This is a genomic window from Pseudomonas sp. P4_B3 (assembly GCF_056402295.1).
Map to the genome: position 1 here is coordinate 12,965 of NZ_JBFUHR010000022.1, position 23,630 is coordinate 36,594.

Genomic DNA, 23,630 nt, shown 5'->3' on the forward strand with positions numbered 1-23,630 from the left:
TATGATTATCACAACTAGTCGCGAGACTGGTCGATATTCTGAAAAGCCCTTGGTTCGGACTCTCGGATTATCTCCTCATCAGGCTAATCACGGTTATTTGACCCGGCTCTTGCCGGGTCTTTTTTTGCCTGTGGAAAAGTACTGACAGGGTCTGGCGCAGCTTCCTTCAAAGGATTCCACGGGCGAGGCAGCCATTTGATAGCATTCACCCCTCAAGCTCGGACATATCCGGTCACGAGCCGCGGGACCGAGGATAGACATGAAGTTGCTTTGCGCAGGTGCCGAGCTGGTCAATGACAGCAGCCGCGGGTTCGACATCAATGGCCAAAAGTTTTTTGCGGTGCGCCGTAGCGGGCAGGTTTATGTCTACATCAATCGCTGCCCGCACCGGGGCGTTGCCCTTGAGTGGCATCCCGACCAGTTTCTCGACCCCAGCAACAGCCTGATCCAGTGCGCCACCCATGGCGCACTGTTCCTGATCGAAGACGGCGAATGCGTCGCCGGCCCTTGCGCGGGGCAAACCTTGACCAGCGTGGCCTGCCGCGAGGATGAACAGGGGATCTGGATCAGCCTTTAACCACCCGGTAACACGTCCAGACGCCGGTCGACCAACATTTCTTCGTGGCTCAACCGCACACCGTAAGCCAATACCTCGACCCCGCAGGCGATAGCCTCACGCAAGGCCTGAGCATAAGCCGCATCGATTTCCTGCGCCGGGCGCACGGCCTCGATGTCGGTCAGGCAAACACAGTACAACTGCACCGCGCGAATACCGTCCCTGGCCAAATGCGCCAGCTCCCGCAGATGCTTGGCGCCACGCTGGGTGACCGCATCGGGAAACGCTGCCACCGCCGTACCGTCGAAGCCCAGGGTCACGCTTTTGACTTCGACGTAGGCAGACCCTTCTGGGTAATCGAGGCGGAAATCGATACGACTGTTTTCCTGACCATAGGCCACTTCGCGCTTGAGCCCGGTAAAACCGTTCAGTTCGGTGATGACGCCCGCTCGCAGCGCCTCTTCGATCAAACCATTGGCCCGGGCGGTGTTCACGCAAAACAGCCGCCCTTGCGGGGTTTCACCGACCTCCCAGGTGCCGGGCAACTTGCGTTTCGGGTCGTTTGAGCGACTGAACCAGACCTGCCCGCCTTCGACCTGACAATTGAGCATCGAGCCAGTGTTCGGGCAGTGAATGGTCAGCAATTCGCCATCAACGGTTTCGATATCGGCGAGAAAACGCTTGTAACGACGAATCAGGCGGCCTTCTTCGAGGGGAGGATGAAATCGCATCAGCCTTGCCAGCTCCGCAACCCACGGGCAATGCGCTCGACCGCCTCCTGCAAACGCTCGATGTTTTGCGTATAGGCGAACCGCACATGATGCCCGGCCTGATAACGCCCGAAATCCAGCCCCGGGGTGAATGCCACATGCTCGGTTTCGAGAAAATGTTTACAGAACGCGAAGGCATCGCCGCCGAACTTGCTGATATCGGCGTACAAGTAGAAAGCCCCTTCCGGCTCCACCGCAATGCCGAAGCCCAATTCACGCAAGGCCGGCAGCAGGTAATCCCGACGCCGGCCAAATTCGGCGCGACGCTCTTCGAGAATGCTGATGGTTGCCGGTTCGAAACAGGCCAGTGCAGCGTACTGCGCCATGCTGGGTGCACTGATGTAGAGATTCTGGGCGAGCTTTTCCAGCTCACCGACGGCCGCGTCGGGGGCCACCAGCCATCCGAGCCGCCAACCGGTCATCCCGAAATACTTCGAAAAACTGTTCAGAACGAATGCACTGTCGTCGACTTCCAGCACGCTGGCCGCATCGGTGCCGTAGGTCAGGCCGTGATAAATCTCGTCGACCACCAGATGACCGTGGCGCTCCTTGATCGCAACAGACAACTTCGCCAGCTCGTCGCGGGTCAGGATCGTGCCGGTCGGATTGGCTGGCGATGCCACCAATGCGCCGACGCTGTCGTGGTCCCAATGACGCTCGATCAGGCCAGGCGTCAATTGATAACGCACATCCGGACCGACCGGTACCAGTTGTGCCGCGCCTTCGACCAGCCGCAGGAAATGCCGGTTACACGGGTAGCCCGGGTCCGCCAGCAGCCAGTGTTTACCGGGGTCGACCAGCAAAGCGCTGGCCAGCAGCAACGCGCCGGACCCGCCAGGCGTGATGAGGATGCGCCGCGGGTCGATGTTCAAACCATAACGCTGCTGATAAAAGCCCGAAATGGCCTCACGCAGCTCCGGAATGCCGCGCGCGGCGGTGTAACGGGTTTTCCCCGCTGTCAGCGCAGCCTGGCCAGCCTGGATGATCGGTTCGGCGGTGGTGAAGTCCGGCTCGCCGATTTCCAGGTGGATCACATCGTGGCCGGCCGCCTGCAATTCATTGGCCCGCGCCAACAGCGCCATGACATGGAAAGGTTCGATTGCGCGACTGCGGGCACTGTAGGGCTGAGCCATTGGCCTTCCTTCAACGGAGAAAAAACCGATTCTACCCAAGCGCAGGAACGAGCGAGAACCTAAAGCGGTCAGAGGCCTTGTAACCCCGATCACAAACGACTCGAGCGCGCGCGCAAGGATTGACTAAAATCAATAATTGAGCAGGGTTCCAGAGCCACCAGACAACGGTTTGTCATCATTTGCAAGCACCCTGTGCCGCGAGCTCGACATCCGGGAGTAGCGCGGCCCGAGTTGATCTGGTAAGTTCGCCCGCTTGCAGCCGCAGGGCCGAGCAGGTGCCGGTGATGGAGCAATCCTGCGCAGATGGATTACAAGAGTAGAGGCGGTCTATTTCATGTCCACCCAAGCAAAGCAGCAAAACCAGGCGATCAGCGGCTTCGAGCCCTATGTTCAGAAAGCCGGCGAAGAGTACATGGGCGAGCCCATGCGCAAGCACTTCACCAAGGTCCTGAATCAGTGGAAGAAAGAGCTGATGGAAGGTGTCGACAAGACCGTGGACCACATGAAGGACGAAGCGGCCAACTTTCCTGATCCGGCAGACCGTGCCAGCCAGGAAGAGGAATTCGCCCTCGAACTGCGTGCCCGCGATCGCGAACGCAAGTTGATCAAGAAGATCGACAAGACACTTCAGTTGATCGAAGACGAAGAGTACGGCTGGTGTGAATCCTGCGGCATCGAGATCGGCGTCAAGCGCCTCGAAGCGCGTCCTACCGCCGACCTGTGCATCGACTGCAAGACCCTGGCGGAAATCAAGGAAAAGCAAGTCGGCAAATAATTGCGACTTGAACGAAGAACGGAGCGTGCGAACGCTCCGTTTTTGTTTCTGATGTTTTTTTGGCTTTAAATGCATCCATGACCGCCAACACCCCCTACATCGGGCGCTTCGCTCCCACCCCTAGTGGCCATCTGCACTTCGGTTCGCTGGTCGCCGCACTGGCCTCCTACCTTGACGCGCGCTCAGTGGGCGGACGCTGGCTGATGCGCATGGAAGACCTTGATCCGCCCCGTGAAGAACCCGGCGCCCAGGCGGCCATTCTCAAGGCGCTGGAAAGCTATGGCTTCGAGTGGGATGGCGACCTGGTTCGCCAAAGCGAGCGGCACGATGCCTATGCCGAGGTGCTCAATCGCCTGTTCAATCACGGCCTGGCCTACGCCTGCACCTGCTCGCGCAAACAGCTGGCGCCGTACCACGGGATTTATCCGGGGCTGTGCCGCAATGCCGGCCATGGCACCGACGATGCCGCCATTCGCCTGCGTGTTCCGGAGCTGGAGTACCACTTCATCGACCGGGTGCAAGGCGAATACCGCCAGCATCTGGGCCGGGAAGTCGGCGATTTTGTGATCCGCCGCCGCGACGGCCTCTACGCCTATCAATTGGCCGTGGTCCTGGACGATGCCTGGCAGGGCATCACCGATATCGTTCGAGGTGCCGACCTGCTGGACTCCACGCCCCGTCAGCTCTACCTGCAAGAGTTGCTCGGTCTGCCGCAGCCGCGTTATCTGCATATCCCGCTGATTACTCAACCTGATGGCAATAAACTTGGTAAGTCCTACCGCTCGCCGCCGTTGACCGAGGATCAGGCAACGCCCCTGTTGCTGCGGGCGCTGCGCGCGCTGGGACAGAACCCGGGAACCGAACTGACTGATGCCACGCCGCGGGAAGTGCTGAACTGGGGCATTGCCCACTGGGATGCCTCGTTGATCCCGCGCACACTGAGCCTGCCCGAGGCACAGCTGTTGTGATCGCACTTGCAGTGGCGCGCCCATCCGTTACCATCGCCGCACGTTTTCGGGCACGCGCATAAAAAAGAGAGGCCGGGATGTACATCTATCGCTTGGTCCTGCTTTTGGTAGTGGGGATTTACCTGTTTTCCCCAGCCATCATGGATTGGTGGATCGACGCCACTGGCGCCTGGTATCGCCCGTATCTGCTCTGGCTGATTCTGATCGTCGTGACTTTCATCCTGCAGAGCCAAAAAGATGCCGATGAGCTTTAGCCTGACCCAGATGATCCTGATCAGTGCCGCGTACCTGGCGGTGCTGTTCGGTGTGGCCTGGATCAGTGAACGGGGCATGATTCCCCGGGCGATCATTCGCCACCCGCTGACCTACACCCTGTCACTGGGCGTCTACGCCAGTGCCTGGGCGTTTTACGGCACCGTGGGCCTGGCCTATCAGTACGGCTACGGCTTTTTGTCCAGCTACCTGGGGGTTTCCGGAGCATTTCTGCTGGCGCCGGTGTTGCTCTACCCGATCCTGAAGATCACCCGTACTTATCAGCTTTCGTCGTTGGCGGACCTGTTTGCCTTCCGCTTCCGCAGCACCTGGGCTGGTGCGCTGACCACGATTTTCATGCTGGTCGGCGTATTACCGCTGCTGGCCTTGCAGATTCAGGCGGTCGCCGACTCCATCGGTATCCTCACCCGCGAGCCGGTACAGCATCGCGTGGCCCTGAGCTTCTGTGCATTGATTACGCTGTTCACGATTTTCTTCGGCTCCCGCCACATCGCCACCCGCGAAAAACATGAAGGCCTGGTGTTCGCGATTGCCTTCGAATCGGTGATCAAGCTGATCGCCCTTGGCGGTGTCGGGCTGTATGCGCTTTACGGTGTGTTCGACGGCCCGCAACAGCTTGAGTTGTGGTTGCTGCAAAACCAGACCGCGCTCGCTGCCCTGCACACGCCTTTGCAGGAAGGCCCGTGGCGTACGCTACTGCTGGTGTTCTTCGCCTCGGCGATCGTGATGCCGCACATGTATCACATGACCTTTACCGAAAACCTCAACCCGCGCTCGCTGGTCAGTGCGAGCTGGGGCCTGCCGCTGTTCCTGCTGCTGATGAGCCTGGCGGTGCCGCTGATTCTCTGGGCCGGACTGAAGCTCGGCGCCACCACCAACCCGGAATACTTCACCCTGGGCATCGGCATCGCCGCCAACAGCAAGTCTTTGGCGTTGCTGGCGTATGTCGGCGGGTTGTCCGCCGCCAGTGGCCTGATCATCGTCACCACGCTGGCGCTGTCCGGGATGGCCTTGAACCACCTGGTGCTGCCGCTGTATCAACCACCGGCCGAAGGCAACATCTACCGCTGGCTGAAGTGGACCCGCCGGGCGCTGATCGTCGCGATCATCATGGCCGGCTACGGCTTCTACCTGATGCTCGGTGCCGAGCAGGACCTGGCCAACCTCGGCATTGTCGCTTTCGTCGCCACGTTGCAGTTCCTGCCGGGCGTGCTCTCGGTCCTGTATTGGCCGACCGCCAACCGTCGCGGCTTCATCGCCGGCTTGCTGGCGGGGATCCTTGTGTGGCTGGTGACCATGTTGTTGCCACTGGTCGGCAATCTGCAGGGCTTCTACATTCCGCTGCTGAACATGATCTACGTGCTGGACGACACCAGCTGGCACATGGCGGCGATTGCCTCGCTGGCGGCCAACGTGCTGATGTTCACCCTGATCTCGTTGTTCACCAACGCCAGCACCGAAGAAGCCAGCGCTGCCGAAGCCTGCGCCGTGGATAACGTGCGCCGCCCGCAGCGTCGGGAACTGCACGCCGCCTCGCCTCAGGAGTTCGCCACGCAACTGGCCAAGCCACTGGGTGCAAAGGCGGCGCAGAAAGAAGTGGAACAGGCACTGCGCGACCTCTATCTGCCTTTCGACGAACGCCGACCCTATGCCCTGCGCCGCTTGCGTGACCGCATCGAGGCCAACCTCTCCGGCCTGATGGGCCCGAGTGTGGCCCAGGACATGGTCGAAACCTTCCTGCCCTACAAGGCCGGCGGCGAAAACTACGTCACCGAAGACATTCACTTCATCGAAAGTCGCCTCGAGGATTACCACTCGCGCCTGACCGGCCTGGCCGCCGAACTCGATGCCCTGCGCCGCTATCACCGCCAGACCTTGCAGGAATTGCCGATGGGCGTTTGCTCGCTGGCCAAGGATCAGGAAATTCTCATGTGGAACAAGGCCATGGAGGAACTCACCGGCATCGCTGCGCAGCGCGTGGTCGGTTCGCGCCTGAGCACCATTGCCGACCCATGGAAAGAACTGCTGCAAGGCTTCATCAATCTGCCGGACGAACACTTGCACAAACAGCACCTGGCCCTCGACGGCCAGACCCGCTGGTTGAACCTGCACAAAGCGGCGATCGACGAACCCCTCGCGCCGGGCAACAGTGGCCTGGTGTTGCTGGTGGAAGACTTGACCGAAACCCAGATGCTCGAGGACAAACTGGTGCATTCCGAGCGTCTGGCCAGCATCGGTCGACTGGCGGCCGGCGTGGCCCATGAGATCGGCAACCCGATCACCGGTATCGCGTGCCTGGCGCAGAACCTGCGCGAAGAACGTGAAGAAGACGGCGAGCTGAAGGAAATCAGCGGCCAGATCCTCGAGCAGACCAAACGCGTGTCGCGCATCGTCCAGTCGCTGATGAGCTTTGCCCATGCCGGCAGCCATCAGCACAGCGACGAGCCCGTCTGTCTGGCCGAAGTGGCTCAGGATGCCATCGGCCTGCTGGCCCTGAACCGACGCAATTTCGAAGTGCAGTTCTACAACCTGTGCGACCCCGAACACTGGGTCGAAGGCGACCCGCAACGGCTGGCCCAGGTATTGATCAACCTGCTTTCAAACGCCCGTGACGCCTCGCCTCCCGGCAGTGCGGTACGGGTCAAGAGCGAAGCTGGCGAACACACGGTCGATCTGATCGTGGAAGACGAAGGCAGTGGTATTCCGTCGAGCATCATGGACCGATTGTTCGAACCTTTCTTCACCACCAAGGACCCTGGCGAAGGCACCGGTCTGGGCCTTGCACTGGTCTATTCCATCGTTGAAGAGCATTATGGACAAATCACCATCGACAGCCCGGCTGATGTTCAAAGCCAACGCGGCACCCGAATCAGGGTTACCTTGCCGCGTCATGTCGAAGCGACGTCCGCTGTGAACTGAGACCGTCGAGAGTATCGAATCAATGCCGCACATTTTGATCGTCGAAGACGAAACCATTATCCGCTCCGCCTTGCGCCGCCTGCTGGAACGTAACCAGTACCAGGTCAGCGAAGCCGGATCAGTGCAGGAAGCACAAGAACGCTTCACCATTCCCTCGTTCGATCTGATCATCAGTGACCTGCGTCTGCCGGGCGCGCCTGGCACGGAGCTGATCAAGCTCGCCCAAGGCACGCCGGTGCTGATCATGACCAGCTATGCCAGCCTGCGCTCGGCGGTCGACTCGATGAAAATGGGTGCGGTGGATTACATTGCCAAGCCATTCGACCACGACGAAATGCTGCAAGCCGCCGCACGAATCCTGCGTGACCGACAAACGGTACAAGCCGGTGGTGAGGCAGTTGCCGGCAAAGCCGCCAACGGTGCGGCGAAATCCGGTACCGACAACAGCAACGGTGAAATCGGCATTATCGGCTCGTGCCCGCCGATGCAGGACCTGTATGGCAAGATCCGCAAAGTCGCGCCAACCGATTCCAACGTTCTGATCCAGGGCGAGTCGGGCACCGGTAAAGAGCTGGTGGCGCGCGCCCTTCACAACCTCTCAAAACGCGCCAAGGCACCGATGATTTCGGTGAACTGCGCAGCCATTCCGGAAAGCCTGATCGAATCCGAACTGTTCGGCCACGAGAAAGGCGCATTCACCGGCGCCAGCGCCGGACGCGCCGGCCTGGTGGAAGCGGCGGATGGCGGCACCTTGTTCCTCGACGAAATCGGTGAACTGCCGCTGGAAGCCCAGGCACGACTGCTGCGCGTATTGCAGGAAGGCGAAATTCGTCGTGTTGGCTCGGTGCAGTCGCAGAAAGTCGATGTGCGCCTGATCGCCGCGACTCACCGCGACCTCAAGAGCCTGGCGAAGATCGGCCAGTTCCGCGAAGACTTGTATTACCGCCTCCACGTTATCGCGCTGAAGCTGCCAGCCCTGCGCGAACGCGGTGCGGACGTCAACGAAATCGCCAACGCCTTCCTGGCGCGGCAAAGTGCGCGAATCAACCGCACCGACCTGACGTTCGCCGCGGATGCCGAGCAAGCCATTCGTCACTACTCCTGGCCGGGCAACGTTCGCGAACTGGAAAACGCCGTCGAGCGTGCCGTTATCCTGTGCGAAAGCCCGGAAATTTCCGCCGAGTTGTTGGGCATCGACATCGAGCTGGGCGACCTGGAAGACGACGAATTCATTGGCCTGCCCCCACAACAGGGCAATGGCAATGCCAGTAACAGCAACCACGAGCCGACCGAAGACCTCTCCCTGGAAGACTACTTCCAGCATTTCGTCCTCGAGCATCAGGACCACATGACCGAAACCGAGCTGGCCCGCAAACTCGGGGTCAGCCGCAAATGCCTGTGGGAGCGCCGTCAGCGCCTGGGCATCCCGCGGCGCAAGACCGGGGTGGCCAGCGAAAGCTGAACCACACCTGTCTCATGTGCGGGTAACACGTGACTTTGTGGAAAAAACTGTTACCTCAGTTTTTTCACGTAACAGAAGCCGGGGCTTACGGTAACGAAGCCCCGGCTTTTTTTGGCCCTCGAAATGCCTGCCGAGCGGCCTAACCCCTTGTTTCATTGGGCTTCGCAAAAGTTGGCACGCACCCTGCTATATGCTTGGTACAAGAACAATAACAAGCAATGCACAAGACAATAAAAATAAGACGAATCGACTCACGCACAATAAAAACAAGACGGCGAGAGGCGTAGCTAACTGATTCTTTTGGAGAGGCGTTGTATTTGGGGCTTGCCCCACGACCAGGCCGAGAACAACAAAAAACTGTCTTAAGACAGAACCTGTACTGGTTGGATCGAAAGATCACTGCAATTCAGCGACCAAAGCAATCCGTTTGCTCTTGACTCCCGATTGGGAGGGTCATGAAGGAAAGCTTCATGGCGAGGGCACTCAACAAAAACAAGAAGCCCGAAACCAAAAATAAAAATAGAGCATGCAACTACTTCTTGGGGAGCTTCGGCTCCCCTTGTGGTTTCTGCGATTCGCAAATCCCCCGCAAATCGGCTCGTTCCGGCCTTGAAGCCTGCGGCCTACAGCTCATATCTGCTGCGTCCTACACCATCCCCTGACTAAATGCTAGAATCCCCGCCCATCATGCGGTCATTCTTTTGTTATGGCCGAATATTCCTTCAAACAGTGCATCCCATGCTGAAGAAGCTGTTCCAGTCATTCCGTTCTCCCAAGCGTCCTACGCAACACATTCGCAGCACGCCTGAAGTGCTCAACAGCGGCCAACATTCGCTGCAGAAGGCGCAATTCAGCCGTTACGCGGTGAATATCGTTGAACGCCTGCAGAGCGCCGGTTATCAGGCTTACCTGGTGGGCGGTTGCGTGCGCGACATGCTGCTGGGTATCACACCGAAAGATTTCGACGTTGCCACCAGCGCCACACCCGAGCAGGTGCGGGCCGAATTCCGTAACGCGCGAATCATCGGGCGCCGATTTAAACTGGTGCACATCCACTTCGGCCGCGAAATCATCGAAGTCGCGACCTTCCGCGCCAATCACCCGCAGAACGAAGACGAGGAAGACAGCAATCAGTCTTCGCGCAACGAAAGCGGGCGCATCTTGCGCGATAACGTTTACGGCACTCTGGAAGAAGACGCGCAACGTCGCGACTTCACCATCAATGCCTTGTATTACGATCCGGTCAGCGAACGCATCCTCGATTACGCCAACGGCGTACACGACATCCGCAATCACCTGATCCGCCTGATCGGCGATCCGACGCAACGCTACCAGGAAGACCCGGTACGGATGCTGCGGGCCGTGCGTTTCGCCGCCAAGCTGAACTTCGGCATCGAAAAACACAGCGCCCTGCCGATCCGCGGCCTGGCGCCGATGCTGCGCGAGATCCCGTCGGCTCGCCTGTTCGAAGAGGTGCTCAAGCTGTTCCTCTCCGGCCATGCCGCCGATACGTTTGAAATGCTGGTCGACCTGCAGTTGTTCGATCCATTGTTCCCGGCCAGCGCCGAAGCACTGGAATACAACCCGACGTACACCCACACCCTGATCAGCGAAGCCCTGATCAATACCGACCTGCGGATCAAGCAGAACAAACCGGTCACCCCGGCGTTCCTGTTTGCAGCCCTGCTCTGGCCTGCCCTGCCGGCCCGCGTCCTGCGCCTGCAGGAGCGTGGCATGCCGCCGATTCCGGCAATGCAGGAAGCGGCGCACGAGCTGATTGCCGAACAGTGCCAGCGCATCGCGATTCCGAAACGCTTCACCATGCCGATCCGCGAAATCTGGGACATGCAGGAACGCCTGCCCCGCCGCAGCGGCAAGCGTGCCGATCTGCTGCTGGACAACCCGCGTTTTCGCGCTGGCTACGACTTCCTGCTGCTACGTGAAAGCGCCGGCGAGCAGACCGATGGCCTGGGCGAATGGTGGACGGACTACCAGGACGCCAACGAAAGCGAGCGCCGTGACATGATTCGCGACCTCAGCGGCAAGGACGAAGGCACCGGCGCCCCGCGCAAGCGTCGCCGCAGCGGTGGTTCCAAGCGCAAACGCGCTGCCGGCGCTTCGAGCACCACGGGCGAGTAATCCATGGAACGCATCTACATCGGCATGGGCAGCAATCTGGCTGACCCCGCCGAACAATTGCGCAGCGCCATCGAGGCGCTGGCGCATTTGCCGCAAACGGCGCTGGTCGGGGTTTCTGCGTTTTACCAAAGCGACTCGCTGCTGCCCGGCCAACCGCGTTACACCAATGCGGTGGCCGCTCTCGACAGTACGCTGGCGCCGCTGGACCTTCTGGATGCCTTGCAGGCCATCGAAAACGGCCAGGGTCGCGAGCGTCTTGAGCGCTGGGGACCGCGCACGCTGGACCTCGACATCTTGTTGTTCGGTGATCGCCTGATCGACGAACCGCGCCTCAAGGTTCCCCATTACCATATGCAGGAACGGGCCTTCGTGTTGTATCCGCTGGCGGAACTGGCACCTGCGGATCTGCGCTTGGCCGATGGCCGGACCTTGGACGAACTGCTCAAGGCATGCCCGTTCGTCGGCCTGGAACGCCTGCCCCCGAACTGACGAAAATCCCCTGTAGGAGCGAGCCTGCTCGCGATAGCGGTCTGTCAGCGAATGAAATGCTGACTGACACACTGCCATCGCGAGCAGGCTCGCTCCTACAGGGGATCTTGGGCCAGGCACAAGATCTGCTGCTGAATCGCATCAGTTACCCCGGTAACACCCCACCCGTAACAATGCGGTAACACACGCAATTGACTTCCCTCGTTCTCCTCACGACTATAGGCGTCCCGCTGCCGCCAACACGGCGTTCAAGGGCGCAATCCAGGCCTTAAAAGCACGATAAAAGAACGTGCGCCTGTATTCAACGAAGAATCACGCGCGTTACTCGCAGTAGTTTCCACAGCGCCTGAATGAGGAACTTTTCATGCCAGCCATCACCCTGACCACCCTGCAAGGTCTGAAGCAAAAAGGTGAAAAGATCACCATGCTGACCTGCTACGACGCGACCTTCGCCCATGCCTGCAATCAGGCCGGCGTCGAAGTGCTGCTGGTGGGCGACTCCCTCGGCATGGTTTTGCAGGGCCACGACAGCACCTTGCCTGTCACCACTGCAGAAATGGCTTATCACGTGGCCGCCGTCAAACGCGGTAACAGCGATGCCCTGATCCTCGCCGACCTGCCTTTCATGGCCTACGCCACCACCGAGCAAGCCATGACCAACAGCGCCCTGTTGATGCAGGCCGGCGCGCACATGGTCAAGGTCGAAGGAGCGTTGTGGCTGGCCGATTCGATCCGCCTGCTGGCCGAGCGCGGCATCCCTGTCTGCGCGCACATGGGCCTGACGCCGCAATCGGTGAACATCCTTGGCGGCTACAAGGTCCAGGGTCGCAATGAAAACCAGGCCCGGCAGATGCGTGCCGACGCGATTTCCCTGGAACAGGCTGGTGCGGCAATGTTGCTGCTCGAGTGCGTCCCGAGCGAACTGGCCGAAGAAATCACCCAGGCGGTGAAGATACCGGTGATTGGTATTGGCGCCGGCAATCGCACCGATGGCCAGGTGCTGGTTCTGCACGACATGCTGGGGCTGTCCATTACCGGCCGCTTGCCAAAATTCGTAAAAAACTTCATGACTGGCCAAACCAGCATTGAAGCTGCGTTGAATGCCTACGTGACTGAAGTCAAAGCGGCGACCTTCCCTGGGATCGAACACGGATTCTCTGCATGAACACCGTAAAAACCGTACGCGAACTACGGGCCGCAGTGGCCCGCGCCCGTAGCGAAGGCAAGCGCATCGCCTTTGTGCCAACCATGGGTAACCTGCACAGCGGTCACGTTGCACTGGTGACCAAAGCCTCCCAGCGGGCGGACTTCGTGGTGGCGAGCGTTTTCGTCAACCCGCTGCAATTCGGTGCTGGCGAAGACCTCGACAAGTACCCGCGCACCCTCGCCGCCGACCAGGAAAAACTGCTCCAGGCCGGTTGCCATTTGTTGTTTGCCCCCACTGTTGAAGAGATGTACCCCGACGGAATGGCCGGCCAGACCCGCGTCAGCGTCCCGCAACTGTCCGAAGGACTGTGCGGCGCCAGCCGGCCGGGTCATTTCGAAGGTGTGGCGACGGTGGTCAGCAAGCTGTTCAACATGGTCCAGCCGGACCTGGCGATTTTCGGCGAAAAAGATTTCCAGCAACTGGCGGTGATTCGTGCGCTGGTACATGACCTGAACATGCCGATCCAGATCATCGGTGAGCCGACCGTACGGGCGGCCGATGGCCTGGCGCTGTCGTCGCGCAACGGCTTCCTCAACGAAGAGCAACGCGCTGTGGCACCGGTGGTCTACCGCACGCTGAAAGCGATCGGCGAGGCGATCAAGCAGGGTGAACGCGACTACCCGGCGCTGATCGGCACGCAGATCAAACAGCTCGAAACAGCCGGCCTGCGTCCTGATTATCTGGAAATCCGCCATGCCCTGACCTTGCGCCCAGCGACGGCGCAGGATCGTGACCTGGTGATTCTGGTGGCGGCCTTCCTGGGGACTACACGGTTGATCGACAACCTGCACCTGAACCTCGACGCTGCGGTTTAAACAGCAAGATCAAAGATCAAACAACAAAACCAAAATCAACGGCGAGATCAAAAGATCGCAGCCTGCGGCAGCTCCTACGCGCCTGTGGGCGCTGCCCGCCGTTCGATTCCGACCTGGGAAATACTCATGCACGCCATCATGCTCAAAGCCAAGCTGCATCGCGCCGAAGTCACCCACGCTGTACTCGATTACGAAGGCTCCTGCGCCATCGACGGTGAATGGCTGGACCTGTCCGGCATCCGCGAGTACGAACAGATCCAGATCTACAACGTCGACAACGGCGAGCGCTTCACCACCTACGCCATCCGTGGTGAAGAAGGCTCGCGCATGATCTCGGTCAATGGCGCCGCGGCGCACAAGGCCAAGGTCGGCGATCGCGTGATCATCTGCGCTTACGCTCATTACAGCGAAGCCGAACTGCTCAACTTCAAACCGCGCATGCTCTACATGGCACCGGGCAATGAATTGAGCCACACCAGCAACGCCATTCCGGTCCAGGTCGCCTGATCCGAGTCCTGTCTCTTCCGTTTGTCGGACCGTTCCTAACTTTGGTGTTAAAAAAGTACCGGAAACAGGTCAGACAAAGTCAAGACAGATCATTGCGCGGGGTTTACTGTATCCGCCCTGCGCCATGAAATCGTGTCGACGCAGTTGACCGGAACGCCCATCCATAGCGCTCCGGGATTTTTAGTGTTCAAAAGGCCGTTCAAGTAATAAGGAAACCCGCAGCGATGGCGTATTACCGCACTCCTCACGACGTTACCGCTCTGCCTGCCTGGCAAGCGTTGAATGACCACCGCCAAGCCATGCAGGATTTCAGCATGCGCGAAGCCTTCAATGCCGATCCGCAGCGTTTTACTCAATTCACCCTCAGTAGCTGCGGCCTGTTTCTCGACTATTCGAAAAACCTGATCAACGCCGAGACCCGCAATCTGCTGGTGGGCCTGGCCAACGAAGTCGACCTCAAGGGCGCGATCAAATCGCTGTTCGACGGCGAAATCGTCAACTCTTCCGAAGGCCGTCCGGCCCTGCACACGGCCCTGCGCCGCCCGGTTGGCGACAAGCTGTCGGTCAACGGCGTCAACGTGATGCCCGAAGTGCACAAGGTGCTGAACCAGATCACCGACCTCGTCGGCCGTATCCACGATGGTCTGTGGCGCGGTTACACCGAGAAGCCGATCACCGACGTGGTGAACATCGGCATCGGCGGCTCGTTCCTCGGCCCTGAGCTGGTGTCCGAAGCGCTGCTGTCCTACGCCCAGAAAGGCGTGCGTTGCCATTACCTGGCGAACATCGACGGCAGCGAGTTCCACGAACTGACCATGAAGCTGCGCGCCGAGACCACACTGTTCATCGTCTCGTCGAAATCCTTCAACACCCTCGAAACCCTGAAGAACGCCCAGGCTGCCCGTGCCTGGTACCTGGCCCAGGGTGGTTCGGAAGCCGAGCTGTATCGCCACTTCATCGCGGTATCGAGCAACAACGCCGCCGCGGTAGCGTTCGGCATCCGTGAAGAGAACATCTTCCCGATGTGGGACTGGGTCGGCGGGCGTTACTCGCTGTGGTCGGCCATCGGTTTGCCGATTGCCCTGGCCATCGGCATGTCCAACTTCAAGGAGTTGCTGTCCGGTGCCTACACCATGGACCAGCACTTCCAGAGCGCGCCGTTCGAACAGAACATGCCAGTGCTGCTGGCCCTGCTCGGCGTGTGGTACGGCAACTTCTGGGGCGCGCAAAGCCACGCGATCCTGCCGTACGACCATTACCTGCGTAACATCACCAAGCACCTGCAACAGCTGGACATGGAATCCAACGGCAAGAGCGTGCGCCAGGACGGCAAGCCAGTGTCCACCGACACCGGGCCGGTGATCTGGGGCGGCGTGGGTTGCAACGGTCAGCATGCCTATCACCAGTTGCTGCACCAGGGCACGCAGCTGATCCCGGCCGACTTCATCGTGCCGATCGTCAGCTTCAACCCGGTGTCCGACCACCACCAGTGGCTGTACGCCAACTGCCTGTCGCAGAGCCAGGCGCTGATGCTCGGCAAGACCCTTGGCGAGGCCGAAAACGAGCTGCGCGACAAAGGCATGAGTGAAACCGAGGTGCACAAACTCGCGCCGCACAAGGTGATCCCGGGCAACCGTCCGAGCAACACCCTGGTGGTCGAACGCATCAGCCCGCGTCGCCTCGGCGCTCTGGTGGCGATGTACGAACACAAAGTCTTCGTGCAAAGCGTGATCTGGGGCATCAATGCCTTCGACCAGTGGGGTGTGGAGCTGGGCAAAGAGCTGGGCAAAGGCGTCTACAACCGCCTGGTCGGCAGCGAAGAAACCCCGGCCGAGGACGCCTCGACCCAAGGGCTGATCAATTACTTCCGTGGTCGTCATCGCGGGTGATTTGACAGAGGCAACAAGCCCCCCCCTGTAGGAGCTGGCTTGCCAGCGAAGGCTGCGCGTCATTCAACGCTTATGTCGACTGACACACCGCTTTCGCTGGCAAGCCAACTCCTACGAGGGTCGCACAGCTCCCCTCTTGAACCAATTGACCTCTCGGCGCATCTTTATCTTTGTCGCAGAACAAGAATAAGGAACCGTCATGTTCGATATCAGCACGTTCCCCAAAGCCGATGCCGTCCGCCGGGCTGCACAATTGAGTCAAGACGACTATCAGCGCCTGTACCGCGAATCCGTTGAACACCCCAGTACGTTCTGGGCCGAACAGGCCACGCGTTTTCTCGACTGGAGCGCGCCTTGGGAAACCGTCCAGCGCTACAACCTGAAAACCGGTGAAGCCAGCTGGTTTGCCGGTGCGCAATTGAACGTCAGCTACAACTGCATCGATCGGCACCTGGAGAAGCGCGGCGATCAGGTCGCCATCATCTGGGAAGGCGACGACCCTGCCGACTCGACATCGATCACCTACAAGAAACTGCATGAAAACGTCTGCCGCCTGGCCAATGTGCTGAAAAGCCGTGGCGTGAAAAAAGGCGACCGCGTGTGCATCTACATGCCGATGATTCCCGAGGCGGCCTACGCCATGTTGGCCTGTACCCGCATCGGCGCGGTGCACTCGGTGGTGTTCGGCGGCTTCTCCCCGGAATCGTTGCGTGACCGCATTCTCGACGCCGACTGCCGCACCGTCATCACCGCCGATGAAGGCGTGCGTGGTGGCAAATTCGTACCGCTGAAACAGAACGTCGACAAGGCGCTGCAAAGCTGCCCGGACGTGAGCACCGTGCTGGTGGTCGAGCGCACCAAGGGGCAGGTGAACTGGGTCGAACGACGGGACATCAAGTATCAGCAGGCCCTGAGCGAAGCCAGCGCCGATTGCCCACCCGAGCCGATGGACGCCGAAGACCCGCTGTTCATCCTCTACACCTCCGGCAGCACCGGCAAACCCAAAGGCGTGCTGCACACCACCGGTGGCTACCTGCTGCAAGCAGCGATGACCTTCAAGTACGTACTGGACTACCGCGATGGCGAAGTCTTCTGGTGCACTGCCGATGTCGGCTGGGTCACTGGCCACAGCTACATCGTCTACGGCCCGCTGGCCAACGGCGCGACCACGCTGATCTTCGAAGGCGTGCCGAGCTACCCGAGTACTTCGCGCTTCTGGCAGGTGATCGACAAGCACAAGGTGAACATTTTCTACACCGCCCCGACGGCCCTGCGCGCACTGATGCGCGAAGGCCCCGAACCGTTGAAGCAAACATCCCGCGCGAGCATCAGGCTACTCGGCACGGTCGGCGAGCCGATCAACCCGGAAGCTTGGGAATGGTACTTCCATGAGGTCGGCGAAGAGCGCTGCCCGATCGTCGATACCTGGTGGCAGACCGAAACCGGCGGCATCATGCTCAGCCCGCTGGTCAGTGCACAGCGGATCAAACCCGGTTGCGCGACACAACCGATGTTCGGCGTGCAGCCGGTATTGCTCGACGAGCAGGGCAAGGAAATCAAAGGCGCCGGCAGCGGCGTACTGGCCATAAAGTCCAGCTGGCCGGCGCAGATCCGCAGCGTTTATCGCGACCCGCAGCGCATGGTCGACACCTATTTCAAACCCTACCCCGGCTACTACTTCACCGGCGACGGCGCACGGCGCGATGAGGATGGTGATTACTGGATCACCGGGCGCATCGACGATGTGATCAACGTGTCCGGCCACCGTATCGGCACCGCCGAAGTGGAAAGCGCCCTGGTGCTGCACGAGAGCATCGCCGAGGCCGCTGCGGTCGGTTACCCCCACGACATCAAGGGCCAGGGCATATACGTCTTCGTCACGCCCATGAACGGCGTCGAAACCAACGATGAACTGAAGAAAGAATTGCTGGCCCTCGTCAGCCAGGAAATCGGCAGTTTCGCCAAGCCGGACTTGATCCAGTGGGCACCAGCCTTGCCGAAAACCCGCTCAGGCAAGATCATGCGGCGCATTCTGCGCAAGATCGCCTGCAACGAACTCGACAACCTGGGCGACACTTCGACCCTGGCTGACCCGAGCGTGGTGCAAGGGCTGATCGACAAGCGCTTGAAGTAGGAGCGAGCTCGCTCGCGATGAACTCCGACGCGCCGTGTATATTCAGGAAACACGCGTTATCGTTAACGACCATCGCGAGCAATCGAGCGTCGACCGGCTGCTCCTACAGGGTATTCATGGAATTCATCCGCACCCGCATCGAAACCCAGATCATGAACCTGAGCGGTTTGTCCCTGGGCAAACTCGACCTGGAAAACCCCAAGGGCGACCCGGGGCTGTTCGGGCCAGACTCGGTGAGCTGGCAAGTCCATGGTGATTTCAGCAGCATGCTGATCGGCGGCGTCAGCGCCCTGATGCTGCAAGCCCTGCACCCGCTGGCATTGGCCGGGGTCTGGGACCATTCGAACTTTCGTGAAGACATGCTCGGCCGCTTGCGCCGCACCGGGCAGTTCATCTCCGGCACTACGTTCGGTTCGCGACAGGACGCCGACTGGTTGATCGAGAAGGTCCGCACCATCCATCTGCAGATTACCGGCACTGCGCCCGATGGACGCCCCTACGCCGCCAGCGATCCCGATTTGCTGACATGGGTGCATGTGGCGGAAGTCAGCAACTTCCTCGCTGCGCATTTACGCTATCGCAACCCGCATCTTTCACCGGCCGATCAGGATCGCTATTACGCAGAAATCGCCTTGGTCGCCGAACGACTCGGGGCCCGGAATGTGCCCCGTTCTCGGCAGGAAATTGCCGACTACCTCGAGCACATACGTCCACAGTTGCTATGCGACGAACGCAGTCGCGAAGTCCTGCGCCTGTTGCTGAACGCCCCCTCCCCCAGTCGCCTGGCCAAGCCGTTTGGCGGCTTGATGATGCAGGCCGGGATCGATCTGCTGCCGGACTGGGCCAGTGCCATGCTCGGCGTCAGCCAGAATCCACTGCAACGCAAGCTGATCCGCGCCAGCGTCAATCACAGTGCGCCGATGCTGCGATGGGCGGTGCGCAATGGGTCGGTGCAGCGGGCTAAACGACGGATGGGCCTGTAGGAGCTGGCTTGCCAGCGATGAACGATAACGCGGATTGTCAGATAAGCCATGTTGCGGCCTTCGCTGGCAAGCCAGCTCCTACAGGTTGTGCTCCAAACTGTTAAACTCCCGCGCCCAATTCCCTCCTGCAAGGCGCCCAGCATGTCTTCCTTGAATCAGGCGCTGCGCGCCGCCCTCGATCAACGCCAGGACCTGCTCGCCGAACTGCACCAGCAAGGCACCGATTGCTATCGCCTGTTCCACGGCAGCCAGGAAGGCGCCGGTGGCCTGACCATCGACCGCTACGGCCCGCAATTGCTGGTGCAAAGTTTCCACCAGGCGCTGGAGCGCGAAACGCTGCTGCAACTGCACGAAACGATCAATCAGCACCTGGGTTATGACACCCTGCTGGTCTACAACGACCGCTCCCGTGGCAACTCGCGCATCGATCGCGAAGACATCGTCTACCGCGCCGACGAAGCCGCCCTGCAGGACCTGGTCGGCCACGAATGGGGCCTGAACTATCGGGTGCGGGGTCGCCATGCCGGACAAGACCCGCTGCTGTTCCTCGACCTGCGCAACACCCGTGGCTGGGTCAAGGACCACAGCAAAAACAAAAGCGTGCTGAACCTGTTCGCCTACACCTGTGGTGTCGGCCTCAGTGCTGCCGCCGGCGGCGCGCGCGAGGTGTGCAACCTGGACTTCGCCGAAGGCAACCTGGCGGTCGGCCGAGAGAACGGTCAACTCAACCCGCAGTTGCCAACCATGGAATTTATCCAGTCCGACTACTTCCCGGCCATTCGCCAACTGGCCGGCCTGCCGATCAGCCAGCGCCGCGGGCAAAAACTGCCGAGCTATCAGCGCCTGGAACAGCGCCAGTACGATCTGGTACTGCTGGATCCACCGGCCTGGGCCAAGAGCGCATTCGGCACCGTCGACCTGCTGCGCGACTACCAGAGCCTGCTCAAACCCGCCCTGCTGACCACCGCCGACAACGGCGTGCTGATCTGCTGCAACAACCTGGCAAAAGTCAGCATGGACGACTGGCGCGAGCAGGTTTTGCGTTGTGCAGAGAAGGCCGGGCGGCCGGTGCGTGAGTGGAGCGTGATGACGCCAGGCGCCGACTTCCCGTCGATGGATCAGCAACCACCGCTGAAAACCCTGATCCTGCAGCTCTGATTGCTGTGGGAGAAATCTGAAACTTACTGAACAGGGCGATCACTTGGGAACCGGAAACGCGTGCCATACTCCAAGGCACTCCGATCCAGACAGATGAAGCCACACATGTACAAAGGATTGATTCGCGCCATTGGTGCCTTGTTGACTGCTCTGGCCCTCTACAGCTTGCTGGGCTTTCTGATTTTACCGGGTGTGGCGCTGCGCGTTGCCAACCAGCAACTGGCCAACTACGCCACCACACCGGCCACGATCCAGCGGATCGAATTCAATCCGTTCAGCCTTGAACTGACCCTTTGGGGCTTGAATATCGGCGAGCCCGGCAAGGAGCAGGTCGGTTTCGAACGTCTGTACGCCAACCTGCAACTCGACAGCCTGTGGACCAAGGCGGTGCACCTGTCCGATGTCGAACTGGACAAGCCCAAGACCGAAATCCTGTTCAGCAAGGACGGCAAACTCAATCTGCTGGGGCTGTTCAAACTGCCAGCGAGCGAACCCACACCCGCCAACCCGGATGCCAAGCCGTTTCCGCTGCGCATCGAGCGGATCAAGCTGGCCGGCGGCGCCGTGCACTTTGAAGATGCCCGGCCCAGCGAGCCCATCGAGTTTCTCTACGACACACTCGATTTCGAGCTGAAGAACCTCAGCACTCTGCCCGATGACAGCGCCGACATGACCTTGGTGGCCGTCGGCCCCAATGGCGGACAAATCGACTGGACCGGCAACTTCAGCCTGATCCCGATCGCTTCCGAAGGTAAGCTGAAAATCACCGATGGCAAAATGAAGGCCTTTTGGCCCTATGTGCGCGACGCCGTGCCACTGGACCTCGAAAACGGCATCATGAGCATCAGTACCGACTACAAATTCAGCCTGGCCAAGGAAACCGAGCTGCTGCTGAGCAATGTAGCGGTCAACATTGCACCCTTCGCGATCAAGGCCCCGGATGGCCGGCCGCTGGTGAAGCTTGAGCGCCTGGACGTCAGCGAAACCACCGTGGACCTGGCCAAACAGCAAGTGGTGGTCGGCAAGATCCGCAGCCACAAACTGGAAACCTGGGCCGCTCTGGAACCGGACGGCCAACTCGACTGGCAGAAACTGTTCGCCAGCCAACCGTCAAAACCCACCGCCAAAGCCAAGGCGGATGCAGAACCAGCCAGCACTCCGGCGGCGGCAGACTCACCGAAGCCCGAACCGGCCGCCCCAGGCAAACCCTGGCAGGTGTTGCTCAAGGATGTGCAGTTGCGCGATTACCAGGTGCATCTGGCCGACCGCAAGGCACAACCCGCCGTCGCCCTGGATCTGAGCCCGCTGAACCTCGACCTGCAAAACTTCGACAGCCTCAACGGCTCACCCTTTACCCTCAAGCTCGATACCGGCGTGGGCAAGCAAGGCAAGATCATGGCCGACGGCGAGGTCAACCTGGCCCCGGTCAGCGCCAGACTAAAGGTCCAGACCAGGGACATCGACCTGCGTGTTGCCCAGTCCTACATCACGCCGTTCATTCGCCTGGAGCTGCGCAGCGGCATGCTCGCCAGCGATCTGGCGGTCGACCTGAAAAGCACCGCCCCCCTGGCCTTCAACGTCACAGGCCGCGCCCAGGTCGATCAGTTGCATACCCTGGACACCCTGAAAACCCGCGACTTCCTCAAGTGGCAACAGGTCGTGGTCGAAGGCCTGAACTATCAGCATGGGAACAGCCTGTCGATCGACAAGATCAACCTGTTCCAGCCCTATGCACGCTTCATGATCAACGATGATCGCACCACCAACATCGATGACCTGCTGATTCCGCAACCGGCAGACTCCGGGGCAAAACCAGCGGCAAGCAAACCCGCCAGCAACGAAAAACCGTTGGGCATCCACATCGGCGGCATTTTCATCAATGACGGTTCGGCCAACTTTGCCGACTTCAGCCTGACCCCGAACTTCGCCACCGCCATTCAGCAACTCAACGGGCAGATCGGCACCATCGACAGCCGCCAGCCGAAACCGGCCAGTGTCGACGTCAAGGGCAAGGTCGATCGCTACGCGCCAGTGACCATCAAGGGCTCGGTCAATCCGTTCGACCCGATGGCCAGTCTCGACATCGCCACCAGCTTCAAACGCGTGGAACTGACCACGCTGACGCCCTACTCCGGCAAGTTCGCCGGCTACCGTATCCGCAAGGGCCGGCTCAATCTCGACCTGCACTATCAGATCACCAAGGGCCAGCTCAAAGCTGAAAACAAAGTGGTGGTTGAACAACTGCAACTGGGGGAAAAAGTCGACAGCCCGGATGCCGTGAGCCTGCCGCTGAAACTGGCGATTGCCTTGCTCAAGGACGTCGACGGCAAGATCTCCATCGAACTGCCGGTCAGCGGCGACCTGAACAACCCTCAGTTCAGCGTCATGCCGATTATCTGGCAGACCCTGCGCAACCTGATCGTCAAAGCCGCGGCGGCGCCGTTCAAGCTCATTGGCGGGCTGGTCAACGGAAGTGGCGCGGAAGACCTGGGTAGTGTTTCCTTCGCAGCGGGTTCCAGCGACCTGGGCAAGGACGCCGAAGGCGCTTTGGACAAACTGTCCAAGGCGCTCAAGGAACGCCCGGCCCTGCGCCTGGAAATCGAAGGCACCGCCGCCCAGAGCGCCGATGGCCCACTGATCGCCGAACAACGCCTGGAGCGTGAGTACCAGTACAACTACTACAAAATGCTCCAGCGCCGCGGCGACAAGGTCCCGGCCCAGGCTTCGTTGCTGGAAGTGCCAGACGGGGAAAAAGGCCCGCTGCTCGAAGGTATCTACCGCACCCGCCTGAAAACCCAGCCCCCCGCCGAATGGAAGGATCTGGGCAAGGAAGAGCGCACCACGAAAATGCGTGCCGAGGTGATCAAGTTCTGGAGCTCCAGTGACGTGCTGTTGCGTCAACTGGGCCAGGAACGCGCCAGCAGCATCAAGGATTACCTGGTCGACAAGGGCAAACTGGAGGATACCCGGGTGTATTTCATCGACGCCAATCTGGGCGAGGCAGAAAGTGACGGCCGCGTGGTAACACCGATGCATCTGGACGCCGAGTGATGGTTCGGTGGCTGCTGGCAGGCCTGGTTCTGGTGCTATCCGCCAGTCAGGCCTGGGCGGCCGATACCCTGCGCTGTGGCAGCCAATTGATCAGCGTCGGCGATCGCTCCAGCGAAGTTCTGCAGAAATGCGGTGAACCGGTCAGTCGCGACTTGTTGGGTTACAAACGCAGTGCAGATCGGCGCGAGGAGTTTCAGGTCGAGGAATGGACCTACGGACCGAATGGAGGGATGTATCAATACTTGCGGTTCGAAGGTAATCGGCTGAAACAGATCACCAGCAAACGCGGAAACTGACCCCACCCCCAATTCATGTGAACTCGCTCCTACAAATTGATTTTCAGCATTACACATAGAACAGGCCCCGGCAAAAATGCGCGGGGCCTGTGGCGGCCACATCCTT

Annotated in this window: 19 protein-coding genes; 17 read left to right on the forward strand and 2 right to left on the reverse strand. The window is 60.2% G+C overall.

Translation table 11 applies throughout. From position 1 onward, the window contains the following. Window positions 1-259 precede the first annotated feature (259 nt). A complete protein-coding gene (locus AC1DWG_RS23835) occupies window positions 260-577 on the forward strand; it encodes a Rieske (2Fe-2S) protein (protein WP_477757025.1) in 318 nt (105 codons plus the stop codon). On the opposite strand, the gene sfsA is transcribed toward AC1DWG_RS23835, so the two are convergent. Both sfsA and AC1DWG_RS23845 read right to left on the reverse strand, forming a co-directional pair. Beyond that, window positions 574-1,287: a DNA/RNA nuclease SfsA gene (gene sfsA, locus AC1DWG_RS23840; RefSeq protein ID WP_477759973.1), complete on the reverse strand. Its 714-nt coding sequence runs from the start codon at window positions 1,285-1,287 to the stop codon at window positions 574-576. The two genes, AC1DWG_RS23835 and sfsA, sit on opposite strands and share 4 nt — an antisense overlap. Continuing rightward, window positions 1,287-2,459: a pyridoxal phosphate-dependent aminotransferase gene (locus AC1DWG_RS23845; protein ID WP_477756867.1), complete on the reverse strand. Its 1,173-nt coding sequence runs from the start codon at window positions 2,457-2,459 to the stop codon at window positions 1,287-1,289. The genes sfsA and AC1DWG_RS23845 overlap by 1 nt, the downstream gene beginning before the upstream one ends. A 334-nt stretch (window positions 2,460-2,793) precedes the next feature. Here AC1DWG_RS23845 and dksA point away from each other — a divergent pair, with 334 nt between their 5' ends. The 16 genes from dksA (at window position 2,794) to AC1DWG_RS23925 (ending at window position 23,524) form a co-directional block, all read left to right on the forward strand. Next, window positions 2,794-3,234 carry an RNA polymerase-binding protein DksA gene (gene dksA / locus AC1DWG_RS23850; RefSeq protein ID WP_007971100.1) on the forward strand — a complete coding sequence of 147 codons (441 nt, stop codon included), beginning with the start codon at window positions 2,794-2,796 and terminating at the stop codon, window positions 3,232-3,234. A 77-nt stretch (window positions 3,235-3,311) separates the two neighbouring features. Next, window positions 3,312-4,202, forward strand: a complete 891-nt coding sequence (gene gluQRS / locus AC1DWG_RS23855) for a tRNA glutamyl-Q(34) synthetase GluQRS (RefSeq protein ID WP_477764622.1) — start codon at window positions 3,312-3,314, stop codon at window positions 4,200-4,202. A gap of 77 nt (window positions 4,203-4,279) precedes the next feature. Then, on the forward strand, window positions 4,280-4,456 hold the full coding sequence (locus tag AC1DWG_RS23860; protein ID WP_003176118.1) for a hypothetical protein: 177 nt from the start codon (window positions 4,280-4,282) through the stop codon (window positions 4,454-4,456). After that, entirely contained in the window at window positions 4,440-7,394 is a 2,955-nt protein-coding gene (locus tag AC1DWG_RS23865; RefSeq protein WP_477764623.1) for a sensor histidine kinase, read from the forward strand. The genes AC1DWG_RS23860 and AC1DWG_RS23865 overlap by 17 nt, the downstream gene beginning before the upstream one ends. Window positions 7,395-7,416: 22 nt before the next feature. Beyond that, the gene (locus AC1DWG_RS23870) at window positions 7,417-8,856 is read left to right on the forward strand and encodes a sigma-54-dependent transcriptional regulator (RefSeq protein WP_477759972.1); all 1,440 of its coding nucleotides are present in this window, start codon (window positions 7,417-7,419) and stop codon (window positions 8,854-8,856) included. Window positions 8,857-9,594: 738 nt separating this feature from the next. Continuing rightward, a complete protein-coding gene (locus tag AC1DWG_RS23875; protein WP_008050165.1) occupies window positions 9,595-10,995 on the forward strand; it encodes a polynucleotide adenylyltransferase PcnB in 1,401 nt (466 codons plus the stop codon). Between the two features lie 3 nt (window positions 10,996-10,998). Further along, window positions 10,999-11,484, forward strand: a complete 486-nt coding sequence (gene folK / locus AC1DWG_RS23880) for a 2-amino-4-hydroxy-6-hydroxymethyldihydropteridine diphosphokinase (RefSeq protein ID WP_477788436.1) — start codon at window positions 10,999-11,001, stop codon at window positions 11,482-11,484. A gap of 364 nt (window positions 11,485-11,848) precedes the next feature. Then, window positions 11,849-12,649, forward strand: a complete 801-nt coding sequence (gene panB / locus AC1DWG_RS23885) for a 3-methyl-2-oxobutanoate hydroxymethyltransferase (RefSeq protein ID WP_223528383.1) — start codon at window positions 11,849-11,851, stop codon at window positions 12,647-12,649. After that, window positions 12,646-13,506, forward strand: a complete 861-nt coding sequence (gene panC, locus AC1DWG_RS23890) for a pantoate--beta-alanine ligase (RefSeq protein WP_477764625.1) — start codon at window positions 12,646-12,648, stop codon at window positions 13,504-13,506. Before panB ends, panC begins: the two co-directional genes overlap by 4 nt. A 126-nt stretch (window positions 13,507-13,632) precedes the next feature. After that, the gene (gene panD, locus AC1DWG_RS23895; RefSeq protein WP_003228271.1) at window positions 13,633-14,013 is read left to right on the forward strand and encodes an aspartate 1-decarboxylase; all 381 of its coding nucleotides are present in this window, start codon (window positions 13,633-13,635) and stop codon (window positions 14,011-14,013) included. A gap of 224 nt (window positions 14,014-14,237) precedes the next feature. After that, on the forward strand, window positions 14,238-15,902 hold the full coding sequence (gene pgi / locus AC1DWG_RS23900) for a glucose-6-phosphate isomerase (protein ID WP_477764626.1): 1,665 nt from the start codon (window positions 14,238-14,240) through the stop codon (window positions 15,900-15,902). Between the two features lie 199 nt (window positions 15,903-16,101). Beyond that, window positions 16,102-18,036: an acetate--CoA ligase gene (gene acs / locus AC1DWG_RS23905; protein ID WP_477764627.1), complete on the forward strand. Its 1,935-nt coding sequence runs from the start codon at window positions 16,102-16,104 to the stop codon at window positions 18,034-18,036. A 116-nt stretch (window positions 18,037-18,152) separates the two neighbouring features. Beyond that, on the forward strand, window positions 18,153-19,019 hold the full coding sequence (locus tag AC1DWG_RS23910; RefSeq protein WP_477764628.1) for an oxygenase MpaB family protein: 867 nt from the start codon (window positions 18,153-18,155) through the stop codon (window positions 19,017-19,019). A gap of 141 nt (window positions 19,020-19,160) precedes the next feature. Then, window positions 19,161-20,177 (forward strand): class I SAM-dependent rRNA methyltransferase, encoded by a 1,017-nt coding sequence (locus tag AC1DWG_RS23915; RefSeq protein ID WP_477764629.1) that lies wholly within the window; start codon window positions 19,161-19,163, stop codon window positions 20,175-20,177. A gap of 93 nt (window positions 20,178-20,270) precedes the next feature. Then, window positions 20,271-23,228: a DUF748 domain-containing protein gene (locus tag AC1DWG_RS23920; protein WP_477788437.1), complete on the forward strand. Its 2,958-nt coding sequence runs from the start codon at window positions 20,271-20,273 to the stop codon at window positions 23,226-23,228. Further along, window positions 23,228-23,524 (forward strand): DUF2845 domain-containing protein, encoded by a 297-nt coding sequence (locus AC1DWG_RS23925; protein WP_414875848.1) that lies wholly within the window; start codon window positions 23,228-23,230, stop codon window positions 23,522-23,524. The genes AC1DWG_RS23920 and AC1DWG_RS23925 overlap by 1 nt, the downstream gene beginning before the upstream one ends. The last annotated feature ends 106 nt before the right edge of the window (window positions 23,525-23,630 follow it).

What these genes read in the sequence shown, in the direction of transcription:
- gluQRS (WP_477764622.1), top strand. Translation starts at nt 3,312, where the DNA reads ATGACCGCCAACACCCCCTACATCGGGCGCTTCGCTCCCACCCCTAGT.
- sfsA (WP_477759973.1), bottom strand. Translation starts at nt 1,287, where the DNA reads ATGCGATTTCATCCTCCCCTCGAAGAAGGCCGCCTGATTCGTCGTTAC.
- panB (WP_223528383.1), top strand. Translation starts at nt 11,849, where the DNA reads ATGCCAGCCATCACCCTGACCACCCTGCAAGGTCTGAAGCAAAAAGGT.
- AC1DWG_RS23915 (WP_477764629.1), top strand. Translation starts at nt 19,161, where the DNA reads ATGTCTTCCTTGAATCAGGCGCTGCGCGCCGCCCTCGATCAACGCCAG.
- AC1DWG_RS23835 (WP_477757025.1), top strand. Translation starts at nt 260, where the DNA reads ATGAAGTTGCTTTGCGCAGGTGCCGAGCTGGTCAATGACAGCAGCCGC.
- acs (WP_477764627.1), top strand. Translation starts at nt 16,102, where the DNA reads ATGTTCGATATCAGCACGTTCCCCAAAGCCGATGCCGTCCGCCGGGCT.
- panC (WP_477764625.1), top strand. Translation starts at nt 12,646, where the DNA reads ATGAACACCGTAAAAACCGTACGCGAACTACGGGCCGCAGTGGCCCGC.
- dksA (WP_007971100.1), top strand. Translation starts at nt 2,794, where the DNA reads ATGTCCACCCAAGCAAAGCAGCAAAACCAGGCGATCAGCGGCTTCGAG.
- folK (WP_477788436.1), top strand. Translation starts at nt 10,999, where the DNA reads ATGGAACGCATCTACATCGGCATGGGCAGCAATCTGGCTGACCCCGCC.
- AC1DWG_RS23870 (WP_477759972.1), top strand. Translation starts at nt 7,417, where the DNA reads ATGCCGCACATTTTGATCGTCGAAGACGAAACCATTATCCGCTCCGCC.
- AC1DWG_RS23845 (WP_477756867.1), bottom strand. Translation starts at nt 2,459, where the DNA reads ATGGCTCAGCCCTACAGTGCCCGCAGTCGCGCAATCGAACCTTTCCAT.
- AC1DWG_RS23860 (WP_003176118.1), top strand. Translation starts at nt 4,280, where the DNA reads ATGTACATCTATCGCTTGGTCCTGCTTTTGGTAGTGGGGATTTACCTG.
- AC1DWG_RS23865 (WP_477764623.1), top strand. Translation starts at nt 4,440, where the DNA reads ATGCCGATGAGCTTTAGCCTGACCCAGATGATCCTGATCAGTGCCGCG.
- AC1DWG_RS23910 (WP_477764628.1), top strand. Translation starts at nt 18,153, where the DNA reads ATGGAATTCATCCGCACCCGCATCGAAACCCAGATCATGAACCTGAGC.
- AC1DWG_RS23920 (WP_477788437.1), top strand. Translation starts at nt 20,271, where the DNA reads ATGAAGCCACACATGTACAAAGGATTGATTCGCGCCATTGGTGCCTTG.
- pgi (WP_477764626.1), top strand. Translation starts at nt 14,238, where the DNA reads ATGGCGTATTACCGCACTCCTCACGACGTTACCGCTCTGCCTGCCTGG.
- panD (WP_003228271.1), top strand. Translation starts at nt 13,633, where the DNA reads ATGCACGCCATCATGCTCAAAGCCAAGCTGCATCGCGCCGAAGTCACC.
- AC1DWG_RS23925 (WP_414875848.1), top strand. Translation starts at nt 23,228, where the DNA reads ATGGTTCGGTGGCTGCTGGCAGGCCTGGTTCTGGTGCTATCCGCCAGT.
- AC1DWG_RS23875 (WP_008050165.1), top strand. Translation starts at nt 9,595, where the DNA reads ATGCTGAAGAAGCTGTTCCAGTCATTCCGTTCTCCCAAGCGTCCTACG.